The sequence below is a fragment of the Flavobacterium algoritolerans genome, from assembly GCF_030010385.1.
Taxonomy (GTDB): domain Bacteria; phylum Bacteroidota; class Bacteroidia; order Flavobacteriales; family Flavobacteriaceae; genus Flavobacterium; species Flavobacterium algoritolerans.
In genome coordinates, this window is the sequence record NZ_JASCRZ010000008.1 from 80157 (window position 1) to 104196 (window position 24040).

21 protein-coding genes are annotated in these 24040 nt (G+C 34.6%); 12 read left to right on the forward strand and 9 right to left on the reverse strand.

The annotated features are described in order from the left end of the window. Positions 1-61: 61 nt before the first annotated feature. Complete coding sequence (locus QLS65_RS14855) at positions 62-1015, reverse strand: ion channel (protein WP_428831883.1); 954 nt, start codon at positions 1013-1015, stop codon at positions 62-64. A 307-nt stretch (positions 1016-1322) separates the two neighbouring features. On the opposite strand from QLS65_RS14855, the gene QLS65_RS14860 reads away from it, so the two are divergent. From QLS65_RS14860 to QLS65_RS14875, 4 genes are all read left to right on the forward strand, one after another. Next, the gene (locus QLS65_RS14860; protein WP_282718532.1) at positions 1323-1946 is read left to right on the forward strand and encodes a phosphoribosyltransferase; all 624 of its coding nucleotides are present in this window, start codon (positions 1323-1325) and stop codon (positions 1944-1946) included. A gap of 152 nt (positions 1947-2098) precedes the next feature. Next, positions 2099-2992 (forward strand): dienelactone hydrolase family protein, encoded by an 894-nt coding sequence (locus QLS65_RS14865; RefSeq protein WP_282718533.1) that lies wholly within the window; start codon positions 2099-2101, stop codon positions 2990-2992. Between the two features lie 405 nt (positions 2993-3397). Further along, positions 3398-4933 (forward strand): CHRD domain-containing protein, encoded by a 1536-nt coding sequence (locus QLS65_RS14870; RefSeq protein ID WP_282718534.1) that lies wholly within the window; start codon positions 3398-3400, stop codon positions 4931-4933. A gap of 351 nt (positions 4934-5284) precedes the next feature. Then, positions 5285-5893, forward strand: a complete 609-nt coding sequence (locus QLS65_RS14875; RefSeq protein WP_282711421.1) for a YkgJ family cysteine cluster protein — start codon at positions 5285-5287, stop codon at positions 5891-5893. Positions 5894-5956: 63 nt separating this feature from the next. Here the strand turns inward: QLS65_RS14875 and carB are convergent, their stop codons facing one another. After that, positions 5957-8812 (reverse strand): carbamoyl-phosphate synthase large subunit, encoded by a 2856-nt coding sequence (carB, locus tag QLS65_RS14880; protein ID WP_282711422.1) that lies wholly within the window; start codon positions 8810-8812, stop codon positions 5957-5959. Positions 8813-8969: 157 nt separating this feature from the next. Further along, positions 8970-9131 (reverse strand): 50S ribosomal protein L34, encoded by a 162-nt coding sequence (gene rpmH / locus QLS65_RS14885; RefSeq protein ID WP_007136275.1) that lies wholly within the window; start codon positions 9129-9131, stop codon positions 8970-8972. A gap of 164 nt (positions 9132-9295) precedes the next feature. On the opposite strand from rpmH, the gene QLS65_RS14890 reads away from it, so the two are divergent. Beyond that, entirely contained in the window at positions 9296-9811 is a 516-nt protein-coding gene (locus QLS65_RS14890) for a DUF2892 domain-containing protein (RefSeq protein WP_282711457.1), read from the forward strand. 203 nt (positions 9812-10014) lie between these two features. On the opposite strand, the gene QLS65_RS14895 is transcribed toward QLS65_RS14890, so the two are convergent. Together QLS65_RS14895 and QLS65_RS14900 are read right to left on the reverse strand one after the other, a co-directional pair. Next, positions 10015-10908: a lytic transglycosylase domain-containing protein gene (locus QLS65_RS14895; protein ID WP_282718535.1), complete on the reverse strand. Its 894-nt coding sequence runs from the start codon at positions 10906-10908 to the stop codon at positions 10015-10017. Positions 10909-10949: 41 nt separating this feature from the next. Continuing rightward, positions 10950-11618 (reverse strand): alpha/beta hydrolase, encoded by a 669-nt coding sequence (locus QLS65_RS14900; RefSeq protein ID WP_282718536.1) that lies wholly within the window; start codon positions 11616-11618, stop codon positions 10950-10952. Between the two features lie 113 nt (positions 11619-11731). Here QLS65_RS14900 and QLS65_RS14905 point away from each other — a divergent pair, with 113 nt between their 5' ends. Together QLS65_RS14905 and QLS65_RS14910 are read left to right on the forward strand one after the other, a co-directional pair. Continuing rightward, positions 11732-12448 carry a pirin family protein gene (locus QLS65_RS14905; protein ID WP_282718537.1) on the forward strand — a complete coding sequence of 239 codons (717 nt, stop codon included), beginning with the start codon at positions 11732-11734 and terminating at the stop codon, positions 12446-12448. Positions 12449-12477: 29 nt separating this feature from the next. Beyond that, on the forward strand, positions 12478-12762 hold the full coding sequence (locus tag QLS65_RS14910; protein ID WP_099716384.1) for a GNAT family N-acetyltransferase: 285 nt from the start codon (positions 12478-12480) through the stop codon (positions 12760-12762). Between the two features lie 60 nt (positions 12763-12822). Here QLS65_RS14910 and QLS65_RS14915 read toward each other — a convergent pair whose 3' ends face one another. Then, entirely contained in the window at positions 12823-13986 is a 1164-nt protein-coding gene (locus QLS65_RS14915) for a hypothetical protein (protein WP_282718538.1), read from the reverse strand. A 224-nt stretch (positions 13987-14210) separates the two neighbouring features. Further along, positions 14211-15845: an ABC-F family ATP-binding cassette domain-containing protein gene (locus QLS65_RS14920; protein WP_099716090.1), complete on the reverse strand. Its 1635-nt coding sequence runs from the start codon at positions 15843-15845 to the stop codon at positions 14211-14213. Positions 15846-16234: 389 nt separating this feature from the next. On the opposite strand from QLS65_RS14920, the gene QLS65_RS14925 reads away from it, so the two are divergent. Next, entirely contained in the window at positions 16235-16768 is a 534-nt protein-coding gene (locus tag QLS65_RS14925; protein ID WP_099716091.1) for a murein L,D-transpeptidase catalytic domain family protein, read from the forward strand. A gap of 59 nt (positions 16769-16827) precedes the next feature. Here QLS65_RS14925 and QLS65_RS14930 read toward each other — a convergent pair whose 3' ends face one another. Together QLS65_RS14930 and QLS65_RS14935 are read right to left on the reverse strand one after the other, a co-directional pair. Beyond that, positions 16828-18003: a GlmU family protein gene (locus tag QLS65_RS14930; protein ID WP_282718539.1), complete on the reverse strand. Its 1176-nt coding sequence runs from the start codon at positions 18001-18003 to the stop codon at positions 16828-16830. Between the two features lie 166 nt (positions 18004-18169). Then, positions 18170-18421, reverse strand: a complete 252-nt coding sequence (locus QLS65_RS14935) for a type B 50S ribosomal protein L31 (protein ID WP_039109118.1) — start codon at positions 18419-18421, stop codon at positions 18170-18172. 240 nt (positions 18422-18661) lie between these two features. On the opposite strand from QLS65_RS14935, the gene QLS65_RS14940 reads away from it, so the two are divergent. The 4 genes from QLS65_RS14940 to QLS65_RS14955 all read left to right on the forward strand — a co-directional run bounded on the left by QLS65_RS14940 (position 18662) and on the right by QLS65_RS14955 (position 24010). Continuing rightward, positions 18662-19192: a DUF4199 domain-containing protein gene (locus QLS65_RS14940; protein WP_099716094.1), complete on the forward strand. Its 531-nt coding sequence runs from the start codon at positions 18662-18664 to the stop codon at positions 19190-19192. Between the two features lie 6 nt (positions 19193-19198). Continuing rightward, the gene (locus QLS65_RS14945) at positions 19199-20158 is read left to right on the forward strand and encodes a glycosyltransferase family 2 protein (RefSeq protein ID WP_282718540.1); all 960 of its coding nucleotides are present in this window, start codon (positions 19199-19201) and stop codon (positions 20156-20158) included. 194 nt (positions 20159-20352) lie between these two features. Continuing rightward, complete coding sequence (locus tag QLS65_RS14950; RefSeq protein WP_282718541.1) at positions 20353-22080, forward strand: phospho-sugar mutase; 1728 nt, start codon at positions 20353-20355, stop codon at positions 22078-22080. Positions 22081-22162: 82 nt separating this feature from the next. Beyond that, on the forward strand, positions 22163-24010 hold the full coding sequence (locus QLS65_RS14955; RefSeq protein WP_282711470.1) for an ABC transporter ATP-binding protein: 1848 nt from the start codon (positions 22163-22165) through the stop codon (positions 24008-24010). Positions 24011-24040: the final 30 nt, after the last annotated feature.

Below are 24040 nucleotides of genomic sequence, written 5' to 3' on the forward strand. Positions count from 1 at the left end.
TTAATAAACAAATGTAAAATAAATTTTATTATAAATTTGAAATAATTTGAAAACTATTGTATTATTCTAAAGTGACGCTGTAAAAAGCATTCAATTTGTCTAAATCAAGAACTGTTTTGGAATTATCAGTACTTCTAGTATACATAGGTTCAAATTTTGCTCCATAGATAACTTCCTCAAAAGTATATGAAGTTCTAATGGCAACGGTATTACTAAACATGTCATCAAAGGTTTTTATAAAAACAAGAATTTCTCCATGGATACTATCAAAATCGTCTTTGGTCAAGTTATACAGCGGACTGTTTTCAGTTATGGGATGTACCAAAGTCCAGCTTAAGGTTAATGCATTTATTCTCTCCAATTCTAAATCTAAAGTATAAAATCTATTCGTTTTAGCACCATTCTCCTCCACACTCATACCTAGAGTTATTTTGGCTTCAGCATCAGTGAAATTGGTGTTTTTGAAAGGTGTAATTCGTATCATTAGACCTTTTATTTCTCCATAAGGAGCTATCAGGGCATTGTGAGAAAATTTCAAAAAAGCGGTTGGCTTACTAAAACGTCCAAAGAATAAACCAGTAGCAATTGCAAAACTCAATAACCCTATCAAAGCCTCAGCAGCCGCTAACAAACTGGTCAAAAAACCAGAAGGACTAATGTGTCCATACCCCACTGTTGTAAAAGTTTGTGCACTAAAAAAATAGGCTTGACCAAATTGAACCCAATTTGAGCCTGTAACATCAATCCCATTTAAATTTTCGATTCCGATGGCATAATACAGCAACGCAAATAGAAAATTCATACCCACGTAAAACAACAAAAGAATTAACATGAATTTCCATCTTGGCAAATCAATCATGGTATGATACCAACTAATGCGATGCAAAAGATGCATGCCGCGTTTCTCTACATTAGCTGTTCCATTTTTATTTACAAAACGTCCACCATAATTATTGGCATTTGTTCCAAAACCAGTATTTGTATCTGCCTTTGCTTTTGAATTTATTTTCTTCATTGCAGTTATTGCTATTCATTTATTACGAAGTAAAAATAGCAAAAAACCTTTTATAAATTAGGAAGTGATTTCACCTTTAGAATATGCCCTTCCTAAATTCCAACTTATTTTTACAATACTATTCTTTTATTTGTAATAACAGTTTTAAATCTCTCATTAATGTTCGCTTTCAAGAACTTTCTTTTTTTTAATAATTCATAATTTTTACACTAAATGTTTTTAAAAAATAATCATAATGATTTAAAAATCAATACCTTTATATACTTTTTTTTTATTTCAACATAAAATTAGAATCATGTATTAAGGGATGTTAAAAGATAGAATTGAGGCGGGTAAATTGCTTTCAGAAAAACTAAAAAAATACCAGAATAGCAACACCATAGTACTTGCCGTTCCCAGAGGCGGAGTACCTGTGGGATATGTAATTGCTAAAAGTTTACACCTTCCTTTAGACATCGTTCTTTCAAAAAAAATAGGACATCCCAGTAACACCGAATTTGCGATAGGCGCCATCTCATCAGATTCTATGATTCTTGATGAACATCCAAATGTTTCTAAAAAATACATTGACCATGAAATTATTCGATTGCGGAAATTAATGACCGAGAAATATCAACATTACATGGGCAATAGAAAACCGCTGGATGTGAAAGAAAAAAATATAATCTTAGTAGATGATGGTATCGCTACAGGAAATACTTTACTTGCCAGTATAAGCATGCTTCGAAAAAAAAATCCAGCAAAAATAATTGTGGCTACACCTGTGATACCTTATGACAAAGTGCCTGTATTTAAAAAAAATGCTGATGAGTTTATCTATCTAATAGCTTCCAAATATTTTAGAAGTGTGGGCGGATTTTATGAAGAATTCAACCAAGTGGAAGATGCCGAAGTGATACACTTGTTGAGTCTTCCCATAGATACTGACTAATGTTGTTTTAAGCTGTAGTTTTATTTTTAAAATTGAAATGATAGAAAAATCAGATTTCTACTTTTCAAAATTAAAACTAAAAAAATTGCAGTTTCCACTAATACTAAAACTATCGCTTTTTTTCCTAAATTAGTTAAATCAAAATAAAAGCTATGAAAAAACTAACCAAAGAGGATATCAGTCAGGAAGTATTTGACTTATACGATGATTACGCCCATAACAAAATTGAACGAAGACAATTCGTCGAGAAACTATCCCTGTTTGCGGTAGGAGCGCTAACACTACCGTCACTCCTTAGCTTTATGACACCAAATTATATTGATTCTATTTTGATAAAACCCGGTGATCCCCGATTAAAATCAGAATTCATCACTTACGATTCTCCTAAAGGCGGAGGAAAAATTAAAGGTCTTTTATCCCAACCCACAGGAACCAAAAAGAAATTACCGGGAATCATCGTCGTACATGAAAACCGTGGACTGAATCCGTATATTGAAGATGTAGGACGAAGAGCAGCCGTGGAAGGATTCATTACTTTGGCACCAGACGCATTATCGCCTCTGGGCAGTTATCCCGGAAATGATGACGCGGGAAGAGAATTACAAAAAAAACGTACCCGTGAGGAAATGCTCGAAGACTTCATTGCAGCCTACGAATACCTAAAATCCCACAAAGATTGTAATGGTCGTATTGGTGTGGTAGGATTTTGTTTTGGCGGTTGGATTGCCAATATGATGGCGGTAAAAATCCTAGATTTGTGTGCCGCTGTTCCGTATTACGGCGGGCAACCCACGGCAGCTGAAGCCGAAAAAATAAAAACGCCTATCCTAGCGCAATATGCTAGTTTAGACACGCGCGTAAATGAAGGTTGGCCCGCTTTTGAAGCCATCCTTAAAAAGAACAAAATAGAACATATTGCTTATTTCTATGACGGTGTGAATCATGGTTTTCATAACAATACGACTCCCAGATACGATGAAAAAGCCGCCACTTTATCTTGGACAAGAACCATAGATTTTTTTAAGGAAAAATTGAAGAAAAAATAATTACAGATTATTTTTAAAGAGAATACTGCGTAAATTGAGCAATCTTATAAACAAACGGGAGAAACCAATGATGATAAGGATCGACTACAAGAATAAATTCATTGTTAAAACAACACCTCGGGCTTTCTGTAACAGCTAAAGAAGATGGCTGTTAAACAAGTTCATCTTTGAGCATATACACCCGTTACAATATATCGGATTTAAGTCTTTTGAAGTAACCATCAGAAGACTGAAAAGGGATTTATTTTTTGGAATTTTGGGTATGTAGATAGTTCTGCTTTGAAGGACCCCTTCGGTCGTTTAATAAAAAAATATGTTAAATAAATCACAAATTAACAAGTGATAAATAATTATTTTCGTTAGTTTTGTTTAACTTTTTTACTTAAAACTTAAACAATGAAGATTATGAAAAAATTTTTAAAATTATATTTTTTATCATGTTTATTTTTATCCAGTATGACGTTTTTTACTGGATGTAGTGATGACGAGGCTTTGCCACAACTCACCGGGGAATCAAAACAATTCGTTTTGTTCAATAAATCGAACCCTTCCATTAGCGGAACCGTTACTATTTCCAAAAGAAATGATGATGCTACTCTGATCACAGTTCAATTAAACGGCACTAGTGCTGGTGGAACTCACCCTGCACATATCCACGCTAATTCAGCTGCAGAAGGCGGAGCTATTGCACTTGACCTATCAGCTGTTGATGGAAGTACAGGTAAAAGTGAAACGGTGGTTAAAACTTTAAATAATGGCTCACCAATCACTTATGATCAGTTAATAAATTTAGATGGTTATGTTAATGTGCACCTTAGTGTAGTTGATCTTGAAACATTGATTGCGCAAGGCGACATTGGTATAAATGAACTTACAAGTACTAGCAAAACGTACCCCCTAAGTGCAGTTTCTAATACCGCCATAAGTGGTACTGCAAAATTCACTAAAAGAGTAAGCGGTAAAACTTTGGTAAGTATAGCACTAACTGGAACAACTCCAGGAGTTAGTTCTATTGCACATATTCACCTCAATACTGTCGCTCAGACAGGCGGTGTAGTAGTAGATCTCACACCGGTAAATGGATCTTCTGGTAAAAGTGAAACTAGTGTAAATAAACTCAATACTGGAGCAGCCATCACTTATGATGAGCTCTTGATTTTTAATGGTTATATAAATGTTCATGAAAGTGCTACAGCCATATCAACATTAATAGCACAAGGCGACATTGGTAAGAATGAACTTACTAATACTAGCAAAACATATACTTTAAGCGCGGTTTCTAACAACGCGATAAGCGGAACAGCGAAATTCACAAAAAGGGTTAGCGGTGAAACTTTAGTAAGTATCTCCATAACTGGAACAACTGCAGGAGTTAGTTCTCCCGCACACATCCATCTCAATACTGCCGCCCAGGGAGGACCTATAGCAATTGATCTTACCAATATCACCGGTGCTACTGGAAAGAGTGAGACTAGCGTGAATAAGCTTAATAATGGAACCCCCATAACCTATGAGGAACTATTGAATTTTAATGGATACATAAATGTTCATCAAAGTGCTAACAATTTGGCAACAATAATCGCTCAAGGAAATATTGGATCTAATACTGGAAATCCTACTACTGTAAATTATAATGTTACTAACTCAGGAGCTACATCTTATGTTTTTAACGGAAATGGTTTAACCAATAGTAATAATCCTAATTTAACATTCCAAAGAGGAAAAACATATACTTTCACTGTAAATACACCTGGACATCCTTTTCTAATTAAAAGTGTTCAAAGTACAGGAACTCTAAATCCATTCAGTGATGGGGTAACCAACAATGGATCATCAAATGGAATTATAACTTTTACGGTACCAAGTAATGCACCAAATACATTATATTACATCTGTGAGTTTCATTCATCAATGACAGGTATTATAACAATTACTAATTAAGAAAAAAACAAAAGTACCCAGATAGCGCTAATATTAGACAATCGTTAGTGCAGTTTTGCAAACTGTGCCTACATAAGCGAGTAAAAATCACAAATAGCTATGAGAAATTCATAGCTATTTGTGATTTTTAAAACAAAAAACAAACCTCTCTACGATATTTAATCAAATGTATCCAACTTTGACACTCAACAATGATGCACAAGAACAAACCATTATACCACAAAAAACAATCTCATTAATACAAATTAAACGTCACATACGTAAACGTAAATTAGTTTCAAAATATAATCCGCAAGTAAAATGGTATTATCGCTGTAACGGTTTTTAATAGCCTACCTTACCAAGAAATTAATGTCTATAGAACACAAGGTTCGATTGGTCGAAGAATTATTTGACCGTCTTGAAAATGAAGTTACGGTGTTCCAATCAGAAACTCATTTACAGTGTCGCACCGGTTGCGGCAAGTGTTGTTCCACTCCAGACATCAATGCTACGCCACTAGAGTTTTTACCTTGGGCATTGTATTTATTTTTAAACGGGAAAGCCGAGGAAATGTTAGTCGAGCTAAACAATAAATCCGACAGCAATTGTCATCTATACCGACCACTTACTGTACTGGACAGAAATATGGGAAGTTGCAGCAATTATCGCTATCGCGGATTAATTTGCAGGCTTTTTGGGTATGCTGCCAGTAGAGACAAATATGGCAAACTACGATTAGCTACTTGCAAAATAATCAAAGAAGGACAACAAGAAAACTACAAAACGGCCGAAGAAGCCATCAGCAAAGGACTCTACATACCTGTTTTTACTGATTACTACATGCAACTCTCACAAATTGACAGTAGATTAGCCACTACCATACTTCCTATAAATGAAGCTTTAAAAGTTGCCATCGAAGAAGTCTTGCATTATTATGCGTACAGACCATTTCCGGGCGGTCTCGAAAACATCGCCTAAAACACAAAACACATTCCATAAAAAAAGCCCCAAACGAGGCTTTTTCAATATATAAACTCAAGCTTATTTGCTCAAATACATTTTTCTTCTGGAGTACAATTCGTAGAACTGATCGTCTTTCAAGTCATCAATAAACAAGATACTTTCTCCTGTTGATTTCATTTCTGGTCCTAATGCTTTGTTCACATTTTGGAACTTGCTAAAAGAGAAAACCGGTTGTTTAATAGCATATCCTTTCAACTGTGGGTTGAAAGTAAAATCGGTTACTTTATTGTGTCCTAACATTACTTTGGTAGCATAGTTCACATAAGGTTCTCCGTATGCTTTTGCAATAAATGGAACCGTACGAGATGCTCTAGGATTGGCTTCGATGATATAAACCGTATCGTCTTTAATCGCAAACTGAATGTTGATTAATCCAACCGTTTTCAAAGCTCTTGCAATTTTTTCTGTATGATCTTTTATTTGCTGCATCACAAATTCACCTAAATTGAAAGGAGGTAAAGTGGCGTTAGAATCTCCCGAGTGCACTCCACATGGTTCGATATGCTCCATAATTCCTATGATATACACATTTCCATCGGCATCGCAAATCGCATCTGCTTCGGCTTCGATTGCTCCTGCCAAATAATGGTCTAACAGCAATTTGTTACCTGGAATCGATTTCAATAAGTTGATAACGTGCTCTTCCAACTCTTTTTTGTTGATTACGATTTTCATTCCCTGACCTCCTAATACATAAGAAGGACGAATCAATAATGGAAAATCTAAAGTATCTGCTAAAGCAGAGGCTTCATCCGCCGTTTCAGCAATTCCAAATTGAGGGAAAGGAATATTTAATTCGGTTAATAAATCAGAGAAACGCCCTCTGTCTTCGGCTAAATCCAAGGCATCAAAACTAGTTCCTATGATTTTTACTCCGTATTTAGACAGTTTTTCTGCTAATTTCAAGGCCGTTTGTCCTCCTAATTGCACGATAACACCTTCTGGTTTTTCGTGTTGGATGATGTCGTAAATATGTTCCCAAAAAACGGGTTCAAAATACAATTTATCTGCTGTATCAAAATCAGTCGAAACCGTTTCTGGATTACAGTTGATCATTATTGTTTCATAACCGCATTCTTTGGCGGCAAGTACCCCGTGAACACAAGAATAATCAAACTCGATTCCTTGTCCAATTCTATTTGGGCCTGACCCAAGAACGATTATTTTCTTTTTGTCTGTTACAACACTTTCGTTGTCAACGTAACGTGTTCCGTCTGCTTTTTCTATTTCAGCCTCAAAAGTCGAATAATAATATGGTGTTCTTGCTTTAAATTCTGCCGCACAAGTATCTACCAATTTGAACACTCGGTTGATGTTCATTTCAGTACGCAACGTATGTACTTGGCTTTCCTTGCAACTCATCATGTGTGCAATTTGTCTGTCGGCAAACCCTTTTTGTTTGGCTTCCAGCAACAATTCTCTTGGCAAATTAGCTACAGTATATTTAGAAATCTCTTTATCTAAAACATACAATTCTTCGTATTGTTTCAAGAACCACATATCGATTCTGGTAATTTCATGAATACGGCTCAAAGGAATTCCCATGGCGATAGCATCGTAAATCACGAAAACACGATCCCAACTCGCAAAAGTCAATTTCTCTATAATTTGCTCATAATTGGTATATCCCTTTCCATCAGCTCCTAAACCATTTCTTTTGATTTCCAATGATTGTGTGGCTTTGTGCAAGGCTTCTTGGAACGAACGTCCTATTCCCATTACTTCCCCAACCGATTTCATTTGAAGTCCCAATGTTCTGTCAGCTCCTTCAAATTTATCGAAATTCCAACGTGGTATTTTTACAATTACATAATCTAAAGTCGGTTCGAATAAAGCCGAAGTTGATTTGGTAATTTGATTTTGCAATTCATCTAAATTGTATCCTAAAGCCAGTTTAGAAGCAATTTTTGCAATTGGATAACCCGTTGCTTTCGATGCTAAAGCTGATGAACGAGACACACGAGGATTGATTTCAATCGCAACAATATCTTCTTTATCATCTGGCGAAACAGCAAACTGTACGTTACAACCTCCTGCAAAGTTTCCGATAGAGCGCATCATCAAAATGGCCATATCACGTAACTTTTGGAAAGTCGTATCGGATAATGTCATTGCTGGTGCAACCGTGATGGAATCTCCGGTATGAATTCCCATTGGATCCATATTTTCGATAGAACAGATAATAACAACATTGTCGTTTTTATCTCTCAATAATTCCAATTCGTATTCTTTCCAACCTATTAAAGCTTTGTCAATTAAAACTTCATGAATAGGCGACATTTCTAATCCGTAAGAAAGTTTTTCGTCAAAATCTTCTTTAGTATGTACAAAAGCCGCTCCAGTTCCACCTAATGTAAATGAAGGGCGAATGACTAACGGGAAACCAAATTCCTGTGCAATTTCTTTCCCTTCCAAGAAAGAAGTAGCTGTTTTTGCGGGTGCAGTAGGCACATTTATTTTATGAAGCAATTGTTTGAATTGCTCTCTGTCTTCGGTAATATTAATGGCGTTTACATCAACCCCGATTAATCGTACTCCAAAATCTTCCCAAATTCCTTTTTCATCTGCTTCCAGACACAAGTTCAAAGCGGTTTGTCCACCCATTGTAGGTAAAACGGCATCGATTTGAGGATGTGCTTTAAGGATTTCGATAATTGATTTAGTTGTCAAAGGCAATAAATAAACATGATCGGCCATGGATGGGTCGGTCATAATCGTTGCCGGATTAGAGTTAATAAGAATAACTTCAATTCCTTCTTCACGAATAGAACGAGCAGATTGCGATCCCGCATAATCAAATTCGCACGCTTGACCAATAACAATAGGACCTGAACCTATTATTAAAACTGACTTTATAGATGTATCTTTTGGCATTGTATGGTAGTATTGTGTTGTGTAGTTGTTGTCTTCAAAAGATTAAAGTTACTGAACTCAAACCCTTTAACTGTAAATCTTAAACTTTTTTTAACGAATAGGTATAAAAAAAGGCGATACTAAAAAAAGTAACGCCTTATTTATGTTTATAAAAACATTATTTTTTGTGTCTTGGTTCGCAAGAAACAGTCAATTTATGTCTTCCTTTAGCTCTTCTACGCGCAAGAACTTTTCTTCCATTAGCAGAAGCCATTCTGTCCATAAATCCGTGCTTATTTCTTCTTTTTCTTTTCGATGGTTGAAACGTTCTTTTGCTCATTGCTTTGTATCTTTAAAATCTTATTTATATGTCTTCCTATTTTTGAATAACTGTTATTCTAAAACCGAGTGCAAATATACAAAGACTTTTTTTTCTCACAAGTAGTTTTGTAAAAATATTTTCAATTCATTTTACTATATTTGTGATCTTAAAATAATCATACTATGTTTCACAGAAATATTAAACTTATTATCGCCGGACTAATTATAATTACTGGCATTTGGCAATTCACGGAAAGCAATATCGGTAATGGAATTTTCCTTATATTATTGAGTGCAATTCCTATTTTCCTTTACTTTAAAAACGAATTCATCTTATTAGCCTTCTTAAAACTAAGAAAACAAGATTTTGAAGGAGCTAAAAAATGGTTGGCTTACATCAAAAACCCGGAAACAGCTTTAGTCCAAAAACAACAAGGATACTTTAATTACCTGCACGGAATCATGCTTTCGCAAACGAATATCAATCAAGCGGAGAAATTTTTCAAAAAAGCAATTGAACTAGGATTATCAATGGATATGGATTTGGCTGTAGCCAAATTAAACTTAGCCGGAGTTGCCATGACACGCAGAAGAAAATTAGAAGCTACAACACTATTGAATGAAGCCAAAAAATTAGACAAACAGAATATGTTGAAAGATCAGATTGTCATGATGAAAGAACAAATGAAGAAAATATAATTTTTTATAATTATCGAAAAAGGGTCAAATGATACACATTTGACCCTTTTTTATTTGGTTATATCCTAAATTTTTGGAAAACAAAGCTACTCCCCATTTTTTATTAACTATATAAGAAATATAAGTTCATATAGCATTTGCTGATTTTAGTTTTTATGTGGGTTATATTTCCTTAAATGCTTTGTCTAGTTCAAAAAAATTAGTTAATATCCTTTTAACGGAATTTCGATTTGGTATTTTTTACCAGTATCATTTATTAGTTTTGTTTCTCTGAGCCAAGGGTTGTGAATTTTTAAAATCTTATAGTTAATCCCTTGCCCTTTTGCAAAATCAGCCAAATCTGTAATCGTACTGTCAATTTCGATTTTCTTAGTTGGTAAGGTTGCATATAAATCTTCGGGAGCAATTGTAAATCCATATTTTACGGGATTCTCCATGATTTCTTTCAATGCTAAAATCCTAAAAACATAGCGAGACGTTTCTTCGGTAAGCAACAAATCATAGTAATTTGTCACTTTTTGAATGTCAATTTGTTTATTGACACCCGTCATTCCTCCGTTATAAGAGGCTGCCGCCAAAGTCCAGCTTCCAAATTTACCTTTGGCACTCAAAAAATAACTGCAGGCCGCTTGCGTTGATTTTTCTAAATCATAGCGCTGATCCACATTTTCATTGACTTCCATTCCGCGTTCTTTGGCCGTATCGTGCATGAACTGCCAAATCCCTCTTGCTCCTGCTGGCGAAACAACATTGACCAAGCCACTTTCTATAACTGCCAGATATTTAAAATCATCCGGAATTCCGTTCTTTTTTAAAATAGGCTCAATCACTGGAAATGCACGATTGGCTCTCTTAATAGCCAAAATAGTAGAAGCATGCAGATTTACATTTACCAGCAATTCCCTGTCCAAACGTTCTTTTACATCTGATATTTTCAATGGTGTTTCCTCGCCTGCAAAATCTAATTTCACAGGAAAATCACCCGCAATTTCTTTTGTAACCTCTTTTCCTTCTGTCGGATTTTTAGCGGCAAAAATAAATACACTACTCGCAAAAATCACGGTAAGGATTATGGCACCTTTATTAATCAATTTCATCTTTTCTTTTTTAGACCTTTCATATAGCTATAAAAGTGCGTTTACTTCTTTTCTGTTCCCAATATAATGGAAGGCAAATTTTCATTCAACCATTTGTACTTATTCAAAATCATAATGTGCGTCCCTCCTTTTACAACGACACAATTCTTGATATATTTTATAGGAAACACATCATCCATATCTCCATGAATGTGGATTACTCTCTCGTCAACAACAGTTCTATCCCATAAAATCACTTGTTCCACTGCCCAATTCAAATAACGAATATCCCGAACCGAGAGAAATTTCTCGTATAGCTTGAGCCTTTGATTTACTTTTTCGCCAAAGGAAAACTTAGCAAGACTTTCAATATTTGCTATCAGATTCATGGGAATTAATTTATAAGCTTTGGTAGTTTTAGCAATTTTCATTCTTCTGGGAAATTCCACATTACTTTTGACACTCGAAATAATAATTATTTTTCTGGGTTCAACATATTTAGCCATTTCCTGTACCAAAATACCTCCGAACGAAACCCCAATCAAAACCGGATTAGGATGCGTAATTTTATCTGCAATTCTCTTGGCATAATCCGTCAAAGACTCATTATTAAGAGGGATTTCCCACTCCAGCAAGACTATTTCAAACATTTCTTCGGGAAGTGCAATTCGCTCAAAAATGGTTGTACTTGCCGCTAATCCCGGCATTAAATAAACTGCGATTTTACTCATAATTGTTTTAACTATTTTATAACAAAATTCAGTCTTTTTATGGCGAATTTTGTATAAAAATAATTTTTTTATTCAAACCCTATTCACTTTTCACTTTATATTATCAATAATTTATGACTACACAACTATTTGAATCAAATACAAGAGGCAAGGCAGATTTTGGATGGCTTAAAGCCAATTTTTCTTTTTCTTTCGGAAATTATTTCAATCCAGAACGTATACAATTCGGAATGTTACGCGTTTTAAATGACGATACTATTGCGGGCGGATCAGGTTTTGGCACTCATGGCCACGCCAATATGGAAATCATCACTATTCCGCTCGAAGGCGGGCTGCAACATCGCGACAGTATGGGAAATGAAGGTGTAATTGGTTTTGGAGAAGTGCAGGTAATGAGTGCCGGATCTGGAGTAGAACATTCTGAAATGAATGCCAGCCAGAAAAACGAAGCAAAAACACTGCAGCTATGGGTTTTTCCTGACACCGAAAACGTGGCTCCAAGATATGACCAAAAATCATTTGATATTGAAAATCAAATCAATACCTTTGTAAACATCGTTTCGCCAAAGGAAAAAAATGACGGGAATGCACTTTGGGTTTACCAAAAAACCTTTTTCCATTTAGGCATTTTCGATAGCAATACCACCACTAAATATGAGGTTAAAATCCCTAAAAATGGTGTCTATTTATTTTTGATTGAGGGCGAAATAGAAGTGAATAATCAAACTTTGAGGGCAAGAGATGCCATGGGAATAACCGATTTTGATCAATTCGAAATTAAAATCAGTACCAAATCAAAAATACTATTGGTAGAAGTGCCAATGAATTAGCGTTAATTAGTATGGATACAGCAATCACTATGGAAATCAAAGACAATACTTTTTCAAGACAATTTGAAACTATAGTTGAAAAAGAATTAATCTCAGTTGAGTATTCTTTTCAGGAGAAAAAAATATTTCTGACAAAATTAAATGTACCGGAAACATTCAAAAACGAGGAATTCGTTTCTAATTTTCTAAAAAATATCATGGAAATTGCGATTGAACGAAAATTAAAAGTTGTTCCAATCCAGCCTAAAATAGTGGCATTTTTCAAAAAAAATCCTGTCTACAAAGAGCTCTTACCACCCGGAATAAGATTATAAAAAAAGGCTGTGTCATATAAAAACACAGCCTTTTTATTTAATGAAAATTCAAAACCCGTATTAATTTCTATCCTTACCACGAGAAGGATTATTCGTTCTTGCCGGAGCCGATTTTTCCATAGGTCTTCTAGATGGAGCAGAACGAGCTCCTTCGTTTTGTTGACGACTTGTCGGCGCATTGGATCGAGATGGACGGGCAGTTGAAGGATTATCTTGTCGGCTTCTTGGAGCCGGTTGACGATTTATTGGTGCTGCAGGCCGAACAGGACGCGCTGATGAAGGGCTTTGTTGACGATTTTCTTCTACATTTTGACGTCTTGTAGGTCTCATGGGCTGATCCGAACGGGAGGTTCGAGGATTTACAGAACGGTCTCCTCGCATTTGTTCTCGAGTTCTAGGAAGAACCGTTCCTTGCGGTCTTGTAAAACTTCTTCCTTGATAGGTATCTCTATAAACATTATTGATTCTGTTTCTCCTTACCACCGGAGAACTGTTCCTTCTGGAATAATAATAGGAATACGCAAGCGGATATCGTACATATCCCACTCTGCGATAAAAATCATTTCTATAATAATGGCGGTGGTAATCCCAATAATTATAATAATAAATAGGAGTCCATGCACGCCAATAAGACGGATAATAACCCCAACGCCAAGGAGATATATAAACTACAAATGACGGAGAAAATAAATTGATTATTATTGGCCAATTGTTAACATATAAAACTCCATTCCAATAATTACTCGTGTACGTTCTTTCATAACCTAAATAACCTGGATTTGGCGTATACCCATCTCCTGCTGAAGGTTCCAGAATATAATCTTCACCATACAATTCTTCATCGCCTATAATTTGAATAATAACCTTCCCATATCTATTTTTATTGACTTCTATAACGGCCACATCCTGATATTCAATTCTATTTACCGCTACACGAAGGACTATTGAATAAGAATCGCCTTCTCTATAACTAACTACATGAATATAATCGACATAGCCATCATTATTCAAATCAAGATTATTAACATTGGTATCTTTATCATTAATTGCTCTTTCAAATTCTTCTAAAGTTTTTGATTTTTGAAAAATATCTAATACTGCATAAAGATTAAGGTTATCACCCGGCAAACCCAAAGCTACCGGCCTGTTGTCTATTTGTGAAAACAGAGGCACACTAAACAGCGTGGTACCTAAAAAGACTAAGGATAAAATTAATTTTTTCATGACTAAAAAATTTTATACATTGAAATTAAATCACTACACAAGGTACGAAAAATTTAAAATTAAATACTTAATAAAAAGCACTTTAACCTTTTATATATAAAAAATCACATTCAAAAATCACTATCGTTTTACTGCAAAAAAACTACTCAAAAATTGACTTAAATAAAAACGGCATGCGTTATCCGCATGCCGTTTTAGTATTTATAAACTGTTCTTACCAAAGACTATTTTTCTATCTCTCGCATACTGTCCATTTTTTTATTTGCCAAGAAACCGGTAATATCTTCAAAATGTTCTACTACTCTTTTGTTTCCAAATTCGAAAACTTTAGTTGCCAATCCATCCAAGAAATCCCTGTCGTGAGAAACCAAAATTAATGTTCCGTCAAAATCACGCAACGCATCTTTGATAATATCTTTGGTTTTCATGTCCAAGTGATTCGAAGGTTCATCCAGAATCAATAAATTCACTGGTTCCAACAATAATTTAATCATTGCCAAACGCGTTTTCTCGCCACCCGAAAGCACTTTCACTTTTTTAGTCACATCATCACCCTGAAACATGAAAGCTCCTAAAATATCTTTAATTTTAGTTCGAACATCACCCACGGCAATATCATCAATAGTTTCAAAAATAGTAGCATTTTCGTCTAATAAAGAGGCTTGATTCTGGGCAAAATAACCAATCTGTGCATTATGACCAATCTCTAAACTTCCACCATTTATTTCGATTTCTTTCATAATGGCTTTGATCATTGTCGATTTTCCTTCCCCATTTTTCCCAACGAAAGCTACTTTTTCTCCTCTTTCGATAACCATATTTGCATTCGAAAAAACCACATGATCGCCATATGATTTTGACAAATCCTTTACAATTACCGGATATTGTCCGGAACGTGCAGCAGGCGGAAATTTTAGTTTCAAAGCCGAAGTATCCACCTCGTCAACCTGAACAATAACCAGCTTCTCTAACATCTTAACACGAGACTGAACAGCATCCGTTTTAGAAAACGTCCCTTTAAAACGATCGATAAAAGTCCTGTTATCAGCAATCATGCGTTGTTGCTCGTCATACGCTTTTTGCTGATGCACACGTCTGTCTTTTCTGAGTTCCAAATAATGAGAATATTTGGCTTTATAATCATAAATACGTCCCATTGTAACTTCGATGGTACGATTCGTAATATTATCTACAAAAGCCCTGTCGTGAGAAATTACCACAACAGCTTTGGCTGAATTAATCAAGAAATCCTCTAACCATTGAATACTTTCAATATCCATGTGGTTGGTAGGCTCATCCAGTAAAATTAAGTCTGGTTTTTGCAAAAGGATTTTGGCAAGTTCGATTCGCATTCTCCATCCACCGGAAAACTCTGAAGTCTGACGGCTAAAATCTTCACGAACAAATCCCAAACCGATTAGGATTTTCTCTACTTCGGCTTCATAATTTATTTCTTCAATAGCATAAAATTTCTCGCTTAAGTCCGAAACTCTTTCGATTAATTTCATGTACGCATCACTTTCGTAATCAGTACGAATGGTTAATTGCTCATTGATTTCATCGATTTCTGCTTTCATTGCAAAAACTTCTCCAAACGCTTTCGAAGTTTCTTCCATCACCGTCGCACCATCTGTAGTCAATAAATGCTGAGGCAAATAGGCTACAACTGCATCTTTTGGTGCCGAAATATTACCGGTTGAAGGCTTGCTTTGACCTGCAATAATTTTAAGCAGCGTCGATTTTCCTGCTCCATTTTTACCCATTAAGGCAATTTTATCATTTTCATTTATAGCAAAAGAAACATCACTAAAAAGTGTTGTGCCACCAAACTGCACAGAAATATCGTTAACTGTAATCATTTAGATTTTTAGATTTTTAGACTGCTTAGATTATTAGACTTCTCAGCAAGTGTTTTTTAAAAGTGCAAAGATAGATTAATTCAGGAATTGGACAATTGAATAATTTATAACAATTTAAATTTTGAATAAAAGAAATATAAAATTTAAACAGCGCACAATAATAGTATTTTTTTATAGTTTTGCATTTGATAATTAGACCTTTAACAACAAAAAACATTTTCATTTGAAACAACATTAAATCTTAAAAACAACAAATCCCTAAATCATTATGAAAATAGTAATCCCTGTTTAAACAATGTAAAAACAGGAGAATGGTATAGAAAATAAAACCGATGCGTAAACCGAAAACCTAACTTTTATAGGTTGAATGAAAATTTAAAAACTAGATCATGACAAAAACATTAACAATTATTCTCTTGTGCGCTTTCCAGTTTATTGCAGCCCAAAGCAATGAAGAAATTGTACAGAAAGCTTGCGAAGTACAAACAAAATGGGGCTTTAAAGCCAAAAATAAAAATATTATTACACTCATTGATTTTTCAAAATCAATCAACGAAGCAAGGCTCTACGTTATTGATTTAAAAAACAACAAAATACTTTTGACCAGTAATGTTGACCATGGTTCCGGCTCAGGCACAGGATTGACTCCCAGTTCTTTTAGCAATATTGAAGGAAGTAAAGCCACTTCATTAGGATGCTATCTTACATTACAGACGTATCAAGGGATGTGGGGATATTCTTTACGATTAGATGGGTTGGAAAATGATAAAAACTCGAATGCTTTGAAAAGAAATATCGTTGTCCATTCTTCAAAAAAGATGTTCAGTAAATTTAGTTGGGGATGTTTTTCAGTTCCGGACAATAATGCCAACACCTTGATAAACTTGATAAAAAATGGCTCGCTTATTTATGCCTATCAATAAAGGTTACTTAAAATAAAAAGCCTCTATCAAGAGGCTTTTTTTATATCTAAAATGAGAAATTATTCTTTTCTCCACTTTTTTGATTCCTCAAAAACATGTTCAAGAATAGCCGCTTCTCTTTCGTCAAAATCTACGTTTCTGCGACTCATCACTAATCGAGCTGTTTCAAAAGCTTTTTTGGTCACATAAGTCGTAAAACCAGAAGCACCACCCCAAGAAAAGCTAGGCACAAAGTTGCGAGGAAATCCGCTGCCAAAAATATTAGCGCTTACTCCTACTACCGTTCCGGTATTGAACATGGTGTTAATGCCGCACTTGCTGTGATCTCCCATCATCAAACCGCAAAACTGAAGACCCGTTTTAGCAAAACCTTCCGTTTCATAGCTCCACAATTTCACTTCTTCGTAATTATTCTTTAGATTAGAATTATTGCTATCCGCTCCAATATTACACCATTCTCCAAGAACAGAATTTCCTAAGAATCCATCATGTCCTTTATTAGAATATCCAAATAAAACGGAATTATTAACTTCTCCTCCAATTCTGGAATAAGGTCCAACCGTTGTAGCGCCATATACTTTTGAAGCCATTTTTACAACTGCATTTTCACACAAGACAAAAGGGCCTCTGATTACGGAACCTTCCATGATTTCTGAATCTTTACCAATATAAATAGGACCTGCAGAAGCATTTAAAGTCACAAATTCTAGCTTTGCCCCTTCTTCTATAAATATATTTTCGGGTGCGATGACATTAACACTTTTTGGAATTGGTTGTGATTTTCTATCCTCAGTCAGGCATTCAAAATCCTCTCGTATCGCTGCATCGTTTTTGGAAAAAATATCCCAAGTATATTCTACTGTTAAGCAATCATCAGTATATTCAATAATTTCATAGGTATCAAAATCTACTTCTTCCTGCTCATCATTCGTATAAAAAGCAATTACTTCATCTCCTTTGAAAATAGCCTGATTGGGTTCCAGATTACTAACCATTTCTGCTAAAACATCATTAGGAAGAAAGGAAGCGTTTATCATTACATTCTCTTCTAATTCTACCATTGGGAATTTCTCAGACAAATATTCCTCTGTCAATGTAGTTGTGGTAGAACCCAAACGCATTTCCCATTTTTGACGAATGGTCATGATTCCAATAAGAATATCCGCAACCGGACGCGTGAAAGTAAAAGGCAATAAGGCGTTTCTGGAAGGTCCGTCAAAAAGTATGTAATTCATAAAAATTGTTTATTTGTTGATTCGGTTATTTGTTGATTCGAAAATTAATTTCATCAACCTGCCGTTTTAATAATATTGACACCAAAGTTACAAAGTTTTCAAATAGATAAAAATAAAAAAGCCTCCCAAAAAGGAAGGCTTTAATGTATTTGATAACAAGTTAAAATTATTTAACGTGTTTAGCGTATTTAGTTTTGAATTTATCAATACGTCCTGCAGTATCGATAAGTTTAGATTTACCTGTGTAAAAAGGGTGAGAAGTTCTAGAGATCTCCATTTTTACAACTGGGTATTCAACACCGTCAACTGTTAATGTTTCTCTTGTATCTGCAGTAGATTTAGTGATAAAAACTTCGTCATTTGACATGTCTTTAAATGCAACTAATCTGTAATTTTCTGGGTGAATTCCTTTTTTCATCTTGTTAATCTTTTTTATTTGTTAATTATAATTAGTCTTGAAGCTTTTCTTCTAACAGAAAAGGTATAAACTTCTTATAACTTTTTGTTTTACACTATTATTTTGAGTTTGCAAATTTACAATTATTTTCCAATAAACAAATCTTTGCTTCACTTTTTTTATATAATCGTAAAAAACGATTTTTAGCTACGAATATATTGGGAATTGTTATATTTGTGAATTAATTCTAAAACAACAACAATGATAAATGAAATTATTAAAAAGAATGGAATAACCTTTGGAGTAACAATTGGAATTGTTTCTGCATTAATTACTTCAACAATTTACGCTATTGATTTAAATTTGTTTACTTCTTGGTGGATTGGAGTTTTAAGTATTTTGGTTTATCTTACATTAGGAATTATTTTACTTTCGAAAACAAAAAAAGAGCTCAACAATGTTTTCTCTTTCAAAGATGCTTTTACAACTTACTTCATTGCTACACTAATAGGTATTTTAATTTCAACTCTTTTTAATGTTCTTTTATTCAATTTTATTGATCCTTCTGCTAAAGAGACTTTAAGTGAATTAATGATTAAATATACTGTCAACATGATGCAAAAATTTGGTACACCAGCATCAGCCATTAACGACGCTATAGCAAAAATGAAAGAAAACAATCCTTATTCTACATTGGAATTACTAAAAGGATCTATTTTTAGTATTGTTTTTAGTTCAATTTTCGGATTAATTTTGGCAGCATTCTTTAAAAGCAAATCTACACAAGAATAAAAATTAATGAATTTATCTATACTCATACCGCTTCTTAATGAAGAGGAATCACTTAATGAACTATACAACTGGATCATCAAAGTGATGCAATCTCATAATTATACGTACGAAATCATTTTTCTGGATGATGGAAGTACTGATAATTCATGGACTATTATCGAAGGATTTGCACAAGAAAACCCTCATGTAAAAGGGGTTCGTTTCATGAAAAATTTTGGAAAATCACAAGCATTGCATGCTGGTTTTGCAAAAGCACAAGGTGATGTGATTATTACTATGGATGCTGATTTGCAGGACAGTCCAGAGGAAATTCCGGGATTGTATGATATGATTACCAACGGTAAATATGATTTGGTTTCCGGATGGAAAAAGAAACGCTACGACTCCGTAGTGACAAAAAACTTGCCTTCTAAATTATTCAATTGGGCTGCGAGAAAAACTTCGGGAGTTGAATTGAATGATTTCAATTGCGGATTGAAAGCATACAAAAATGTTGTTGTAAAAAACATTGAAGTTTCGGGCGAAATGCACCGATACATTCCAGTTTTAGCAAAAAATGCCGGTTTTGGAAAAATTGGCGAAAAAGTAGTACAGCATCAAGCCAGAAAATACGGCGAGACCAAGTTTGGTATGGAACGTTTCATCAATGGTTTCTTGGATTTAATTACCATTTGGTTTCTTTCCCGTTTTGGAAAAAGACCGATGCATTTATTTGGTGCCATGGGATCGTTAATGTTTATCATTGGTTTTATGCTTGCCGGTTACATTGGTGTTTCAAAACTATACCATATGTATAATGACATGCGTTATAGTCTGGTTACAAATAACCCTTGGTTTTATATTGCACTTACGACAATGATTTTGGGAACACAATTATTTTTGGCCGGATTTCTTGGCGAAATAATTTTGCGAACAAAAAATAATGAAGAGCGTTATAAAGTGTCGAGTGAAGTTAATTTTTTATAAATTTAACTAAAACTAAATTTAAAGATAATAGTTATCGTTTACACTACAACTAGCCCTGATAACAGCGGCATCCTTTTTCTTTTTTTTCTTTAAAAAAAGAAAAAGGATGCCGCTGTTATCAGGATATAGCTCCTAAAACAAAACAACTGTATTTAAATTTTAATTACGAATTTAGAAACTAAAAAACATATAGAATGGATATCAAACAAAACATTTTGGACGCAGTAAATGAGTGGCTTACGCCAATATTTGACACCGCTACGCAGGAAGCGATTAAAGAATTGATGACTACATCGCCTAAAGAACTGGAAGAGAGTTTTTATAAAAATCTTGAATTTGGAACTGGTGGAATGCGCGGAGTTATGGGTGTGGGAAACAATCGCATCAATAAATACACACTTGGAAGAAGCACGCAAGGACTTTCGGATTACTTGCATACTGCATTCCCTAACCAGCCTTTGAAAGCAGTTATTGCTTACGATTGTCGTCATAATAGTGATACGTTGGCCAAATTAGTTGCGGATGTTTTCTCGGCTAACGGAATTGAAGTGTATTTATTTTCGGAATTGAGACCTACTCCAGAATTGTCATTTGCAGTGAAACATTTAGGCTGTCAGTGCGGAATTGTTCTTACGGCATCTCACAATCCACCGGAATATAACGGATACAAAGTGTACTGGCAAGATGGTGGACAAATTGTACCGCCGGAAGATGAGGGAATCATCAATGTTATTGAGAATTTAAATTACAATCAAATCAAGTTTACTGCCAATGAAGATTTGATACACTATATTGATACAGAAGTTGATGAAGCTTTTATCAAATCGACTATCGAAAATGCCAGTTTTGGAACTTCGGCTGAAGCCAAAAAAAATCTGAATATTGTTTTCACTTCTTTGCACGGAACATCTATAAAATTAGTTCCTGATACTTTATCGCAAGCGGGTTATCCTAATGTGAATATTGTTGAAGAACAAAGAGTACCAAATGGTGATTTCCCAACCGTAAAATCTCCAAATCCTGAAGAGCCGGAAGCATTGACAATGGCATTGGCATTGGCTGACAAGACTAATTCGGATATCGTTATTGGGACTGATCCTGACTGTGACCGTTTAGGAATTGCCGTTAGAAATAACGAAGGCAAAATGACGTTGCTTAACGGAAATCAAACCATGATTTTGATGACTGCATTTTTATTGGAACAATGGAAAAAAGCGGGTAAAATCAATGGCAAACAATTTGTGGGTTCTACAATCGTTTCTACTCCTATGATGATGGAATTAGCAACAAACTACGGTGTAGAATGCAAAGTTGGTTTGACTGGTTTCAAATGGATTGCCAAGATGATTAAGGATTTTCCTGAGTTGGAATTCATTGGTGGTGGCGAAGAAAGTTTTGGTTATATGGTAGGCGATGCCGTACGTGATAAAGACGCTGTTGCAGCTACTTTATTGATTTGCGAAGTTGCGGCTCAAGCCAAAGCAAAAGGAAGCACGGTTTACAAAGAACTACTGCAACTGTATGTTGATAACGGTTTTTACAAAGAATATTTAGTTTCATTGACTAAAAAAGGAATGGATGGCTTACAGGAAATCAATCAGATGATGATTGATTTGCGTGAAAATCCATTGAAAGAAATCAACGGACAACGAGTTGTCATGGTAGAGGATTACCAATCTTCAATAGCTAAAAACTTGCTTACTGATGAGGAAACCAAAATGGAAATTCCAAAATCGAACGTATTGATTTATTATACCGAAGACGGTTCTAAAATTTGCGCCAGACCAAGTGGAACGGAGCCTAAAATAAAATTCTATATCAGTGTAAATACGGAATTGGATTCAGTAGCAGATTTCAACGAAGTAGAAAGCATTTTGGACAATAAAATAAAAAACATTATTACTTCAATGCAATTGAATTAATAAAAAAAAACAAAATTGATTTTTCAGACAGACCCGATAAGTTCTCCACTTATCGGGTCTTGATGATAAAAAAACAACTTAAATGGATTCAAATTTCAAAAAAATTATTCCTTTCACAAACCCGTACCGTTCTCATGTGGTTTGGAACGTAATATTCAATATTTTTTACGCACTCTTTAGCACCTTGTCTTTTATTGCATTAATCCCAATGATGGATGTCCTTTTTGGTACTACTGAAAAAGTTAATCAAAAACCTGTTTTAGAGTCTATTTTTGACATCATCAAATTTTCTAAAGAATACTTATATTACAACATCACACTACTAACCGAAAAGAATGGTCCTGAATTTGCCTTACTGTTAGTTATTGCCATAGTGAGTATAACTTTCCTATTCAAAAATCTATTTAATTACTTAGCATCTAATCATTTGATGCATCTTAAAAATGGTGTATTGAAGGATTTAAGAAATTCAATGTATCACAAAATCATCAACTTACCAGTTTCCTACTATTCTGAAAAAAGAAAAGGTGATATTATGGCTCGAATGTTAGGTGATGTAAATGAGGTTCAAAACTCTTTTTTTTCTGTCTTAGAATTGATCGTTAAGGAGCCAATGACCATCATATTCACCCTCGTTGGTATGATTGCAATCAGTTTCAAGCTAACCTTGTTTGTCTTTATTTTCATCCCTCTTTCAGGACTATTAATATCAAAAATTGGTAAATCACTGCGCAGCAAATCCGAAAGAGTACAATATGAAAACGGCTATCTAATTTCTATTGTAGAAGAATCTTTATCTGGACTAAAAGTTGTTAAGAGTTACAATGCCGAATCAAATTTTAAACAAAAATTTAATGATTCAGTTACCCGAGTTTTAAAATTGTCTAACAGCATAGGTAAAAAAAACAACTTGGCTACGCCTTTAAGTGAGTTCTTAGGGATTATTACTATTTGCATATTGCTTTGGTTTGGTGGAAAAATGGTACTTGTTGACAAATTACCTAATGGAAAAGCCTTACTTGATGGAGCTAAATTTCTAGCTTATATGGGTCTTGCTTATAACATCTTAACTCCTGCCAAAGCCATATCTAAAGCTTCCTATTCAGTAAAAAATGGACTAGCAGCAGCCCAACGTGTTTTTGAAGTTTTAGAAGTAAAAAATGAGATCACAGACAGCGAAAATGCGATTAAAAAATTAACTTTTGAAGACAGTATAGTAATTAAAAATATTAATTTCAGATATGAAGACGAGAACGTTTTAAAAGACTTTTCGCTTCAAGTTAAGAAAGGACAAACTGTTGCTCTTGTAGGACAATCTGGTAGTGGAAAAAGTACGATTGCCAATTTATTGACTCGTTTTTATGATGTAAATGAAGGTACAATAGCTATTGATGGAATTGACATCAAAGACATGAACCTGCATTCCCTTCGTGATTTAATGGGATTAGTAACGCAAGACAGTATTTTGTTTAATGATACTATAAAAGCAAATATTGCTTTGGGAAAACATGATGCCACCGATGCAGAAATCATTGAAGCCCTAAAAATTGCAAATGCTTACGAATTTGTGAAAGACTTGCCACTAGGAATTCATACAAATATTGGCGACAGCGGAAACAAACTTTCCGGTGGACAAAAACAACGATTATCCATTGCCAGAGCGGTTTTGAAAAATCCTCCAATTATGATTTTAGATGAAGCTACATCAGCATTGGATACCGAAAGTGAAAAATTCGTTCAAGTAGCACTTGAAAACATGATGCAAAACAGAACTTCAATTGTTATTGCACACCGTCTGTCTACCATTCAAAAAGCCGATTTGATTGTGGTAATGCAAAAAGGAAAAATAGTGGAGCAAGGAAAACACGAGGAACTTATTGCAATGAATGGGACATATAATAAATTAGTTACCATGCAGTCTTTCGAGTAAGTTACCATAAAATACACTTCAGGCTGTTAA

What these genes read in the sequence shown, in the direction of transcription:
- QLS65_RS14855 (WP_428831883.1), bottom strand. Translation starts at nt 1,015, where the DNA reads ATGAAGAAAATAAATTCAAAAGCAAAGGCAGATACAAATACTGGTTTT.
- QLS65_RS14860 (WP_282718532.1), top strand. Translation starts at nt 1,323, where the DNA reads ATGTTAAAAGATAGAATTGAGGCGGGTAAATTGCTTTCAGAAAAACTA.
- QLS65_RS14865 (WP_282718533.1), top strand. Translation starts at nt 2,099, where the DNA reads ATGAAAAAACTAACCAAAGAGGATATCAGTCAGGAAGTATTTGACTTA.
- QLS65_RS14870 (WP_282718534.1), top strand. Translation starts at nt 3,398, where the DNA reads ATGAAAAAATTTTTAAAATTATATTTTTTATCATGTTTATTTTTATCC.
- QLS65_RS14875 (WP_282711421.1), top strand. Translation starts at nt 5,285, where the DNA reads ATGTCTATAGAACACAAGGTTCGATTGGTCGAAGAATTATTTGACCGT.
- carB (WP_282711422.1), bottom strand. Translation starts at nt 8,812, where the DNA reads ATGCCAAAAGATACATCTATAAAGTCAGTTTTAATAATAGGTTCAGGT.
- rpmH (WP_007136275.1), bottom strand. Translation starts at nt 9,131, where the DNA reads ATGAGCAAAAGAACGTTTCAACCATCGAAAAGAAAAAGAAGAAATAAG.
- QLS65_RS14890 (WP_282711457.1), top strand. Translation starts at nt 9,296, where the DNA reads ATGTTTCACAGAAATATTAAACTTATTATCGCCGGACTAATTATAATT.
- QLS65_RS14895 (WP_282718535.1), bottom strand. Translation starts at nt 10,908, where the DNA reads ATGAAATTGATTAATAAAGGTGCCATAATCCTTACCGTGATTTTTGCG.
- QLS65_RS14900 (WP_282718536.1), bottom strand. Translation starts at nt 11,618, where the DNA reads ATGAGTAAAATCGCAGTTTATTTAATGCCGGGATTAGCGGCAAGTACA.
- QLS65_RS14905 (WP_282718537.1), top strand. Translation starts at nt 11,732, where the DNA reads ATGACTACACAACTATTTGAATCAAATACAAGAGGCAAGGCAGATTTT.
- QLS65_RS14910 (WP_099716384.1), top strand. Translation starts at nt 12,478, where the DNA reads ATGGAAATCAAAGACAATACTTTTTCAAGACAATTTGAAACTATAGTT.
- QLS65_RS14915 (WP_282718538.1), bottom strand. Translation starts at nt 13,986, where the DNA reads ATGAAAAAATTAATTTTATCCTTAGTCTTTTTAGGTACCACGCTGTTT.
- QLS65_RS14920 (WP_099716090.1), bottom strand. Translation starts at nt 15,845, where the DNA reads ATGATTACAGTTAACGATATTTCTGTGCAGTTTGGTGGCACAACACTT.
- QLS65_RS14925 (WP_099716091.1), top strand. Translation starts at nt 16,235, where the DNA reads ATGACAAAAACATTAACAATTATTCTCTTGTGCGCTTTCCAGTTTATT.
- QLS65_RS14930 (WP_282718539.1), bottom strand. Translation starts at nt 18,003, where the DNA reads ATGAATTACATACTTTTTGACGGACCTTCCAGAAACGCCTTATTGCCT.
- QLS65_RS14935 (WP_039109118.1), bottom strand. Translation starts at nt 18,421, where the DNA reads ATGAAAAAAGGAATTCACCCAGAAAATTACAGATTAGTTGCATTTAAA.
- QLS65_RS14940 (WP_099716094.1), top strand. Translation starts at nt 18,662, where the DNA reads ATGATAAATGAAATTATTAAAAAGAATGGAATAACCTTTGGAGTAACA.
- QLS65_RS14945 (WP_282718540.1), top strand. Translation starts at nt 19,199, where the DNA reads ATGAATTTATCTATACTCATACCGCTTCTTAATGAAGAGGAATCACTT.
- QLS65_RS14950 (WP_282718541.1), top strand. Translation starts at nt 20,353, where the DNA reads ATGGATATCAAACAAAACATTTTGGACGCAGTAAATGAGTGGCTTACG.
- QLS65_RS14955 (WP_282711470.1), top strand. Translation starts at nt 22,163, where the DNA reads ATGGATTCAAATTTCAAAAAAATTATTCCTTTCACAAACCCGTACCGT.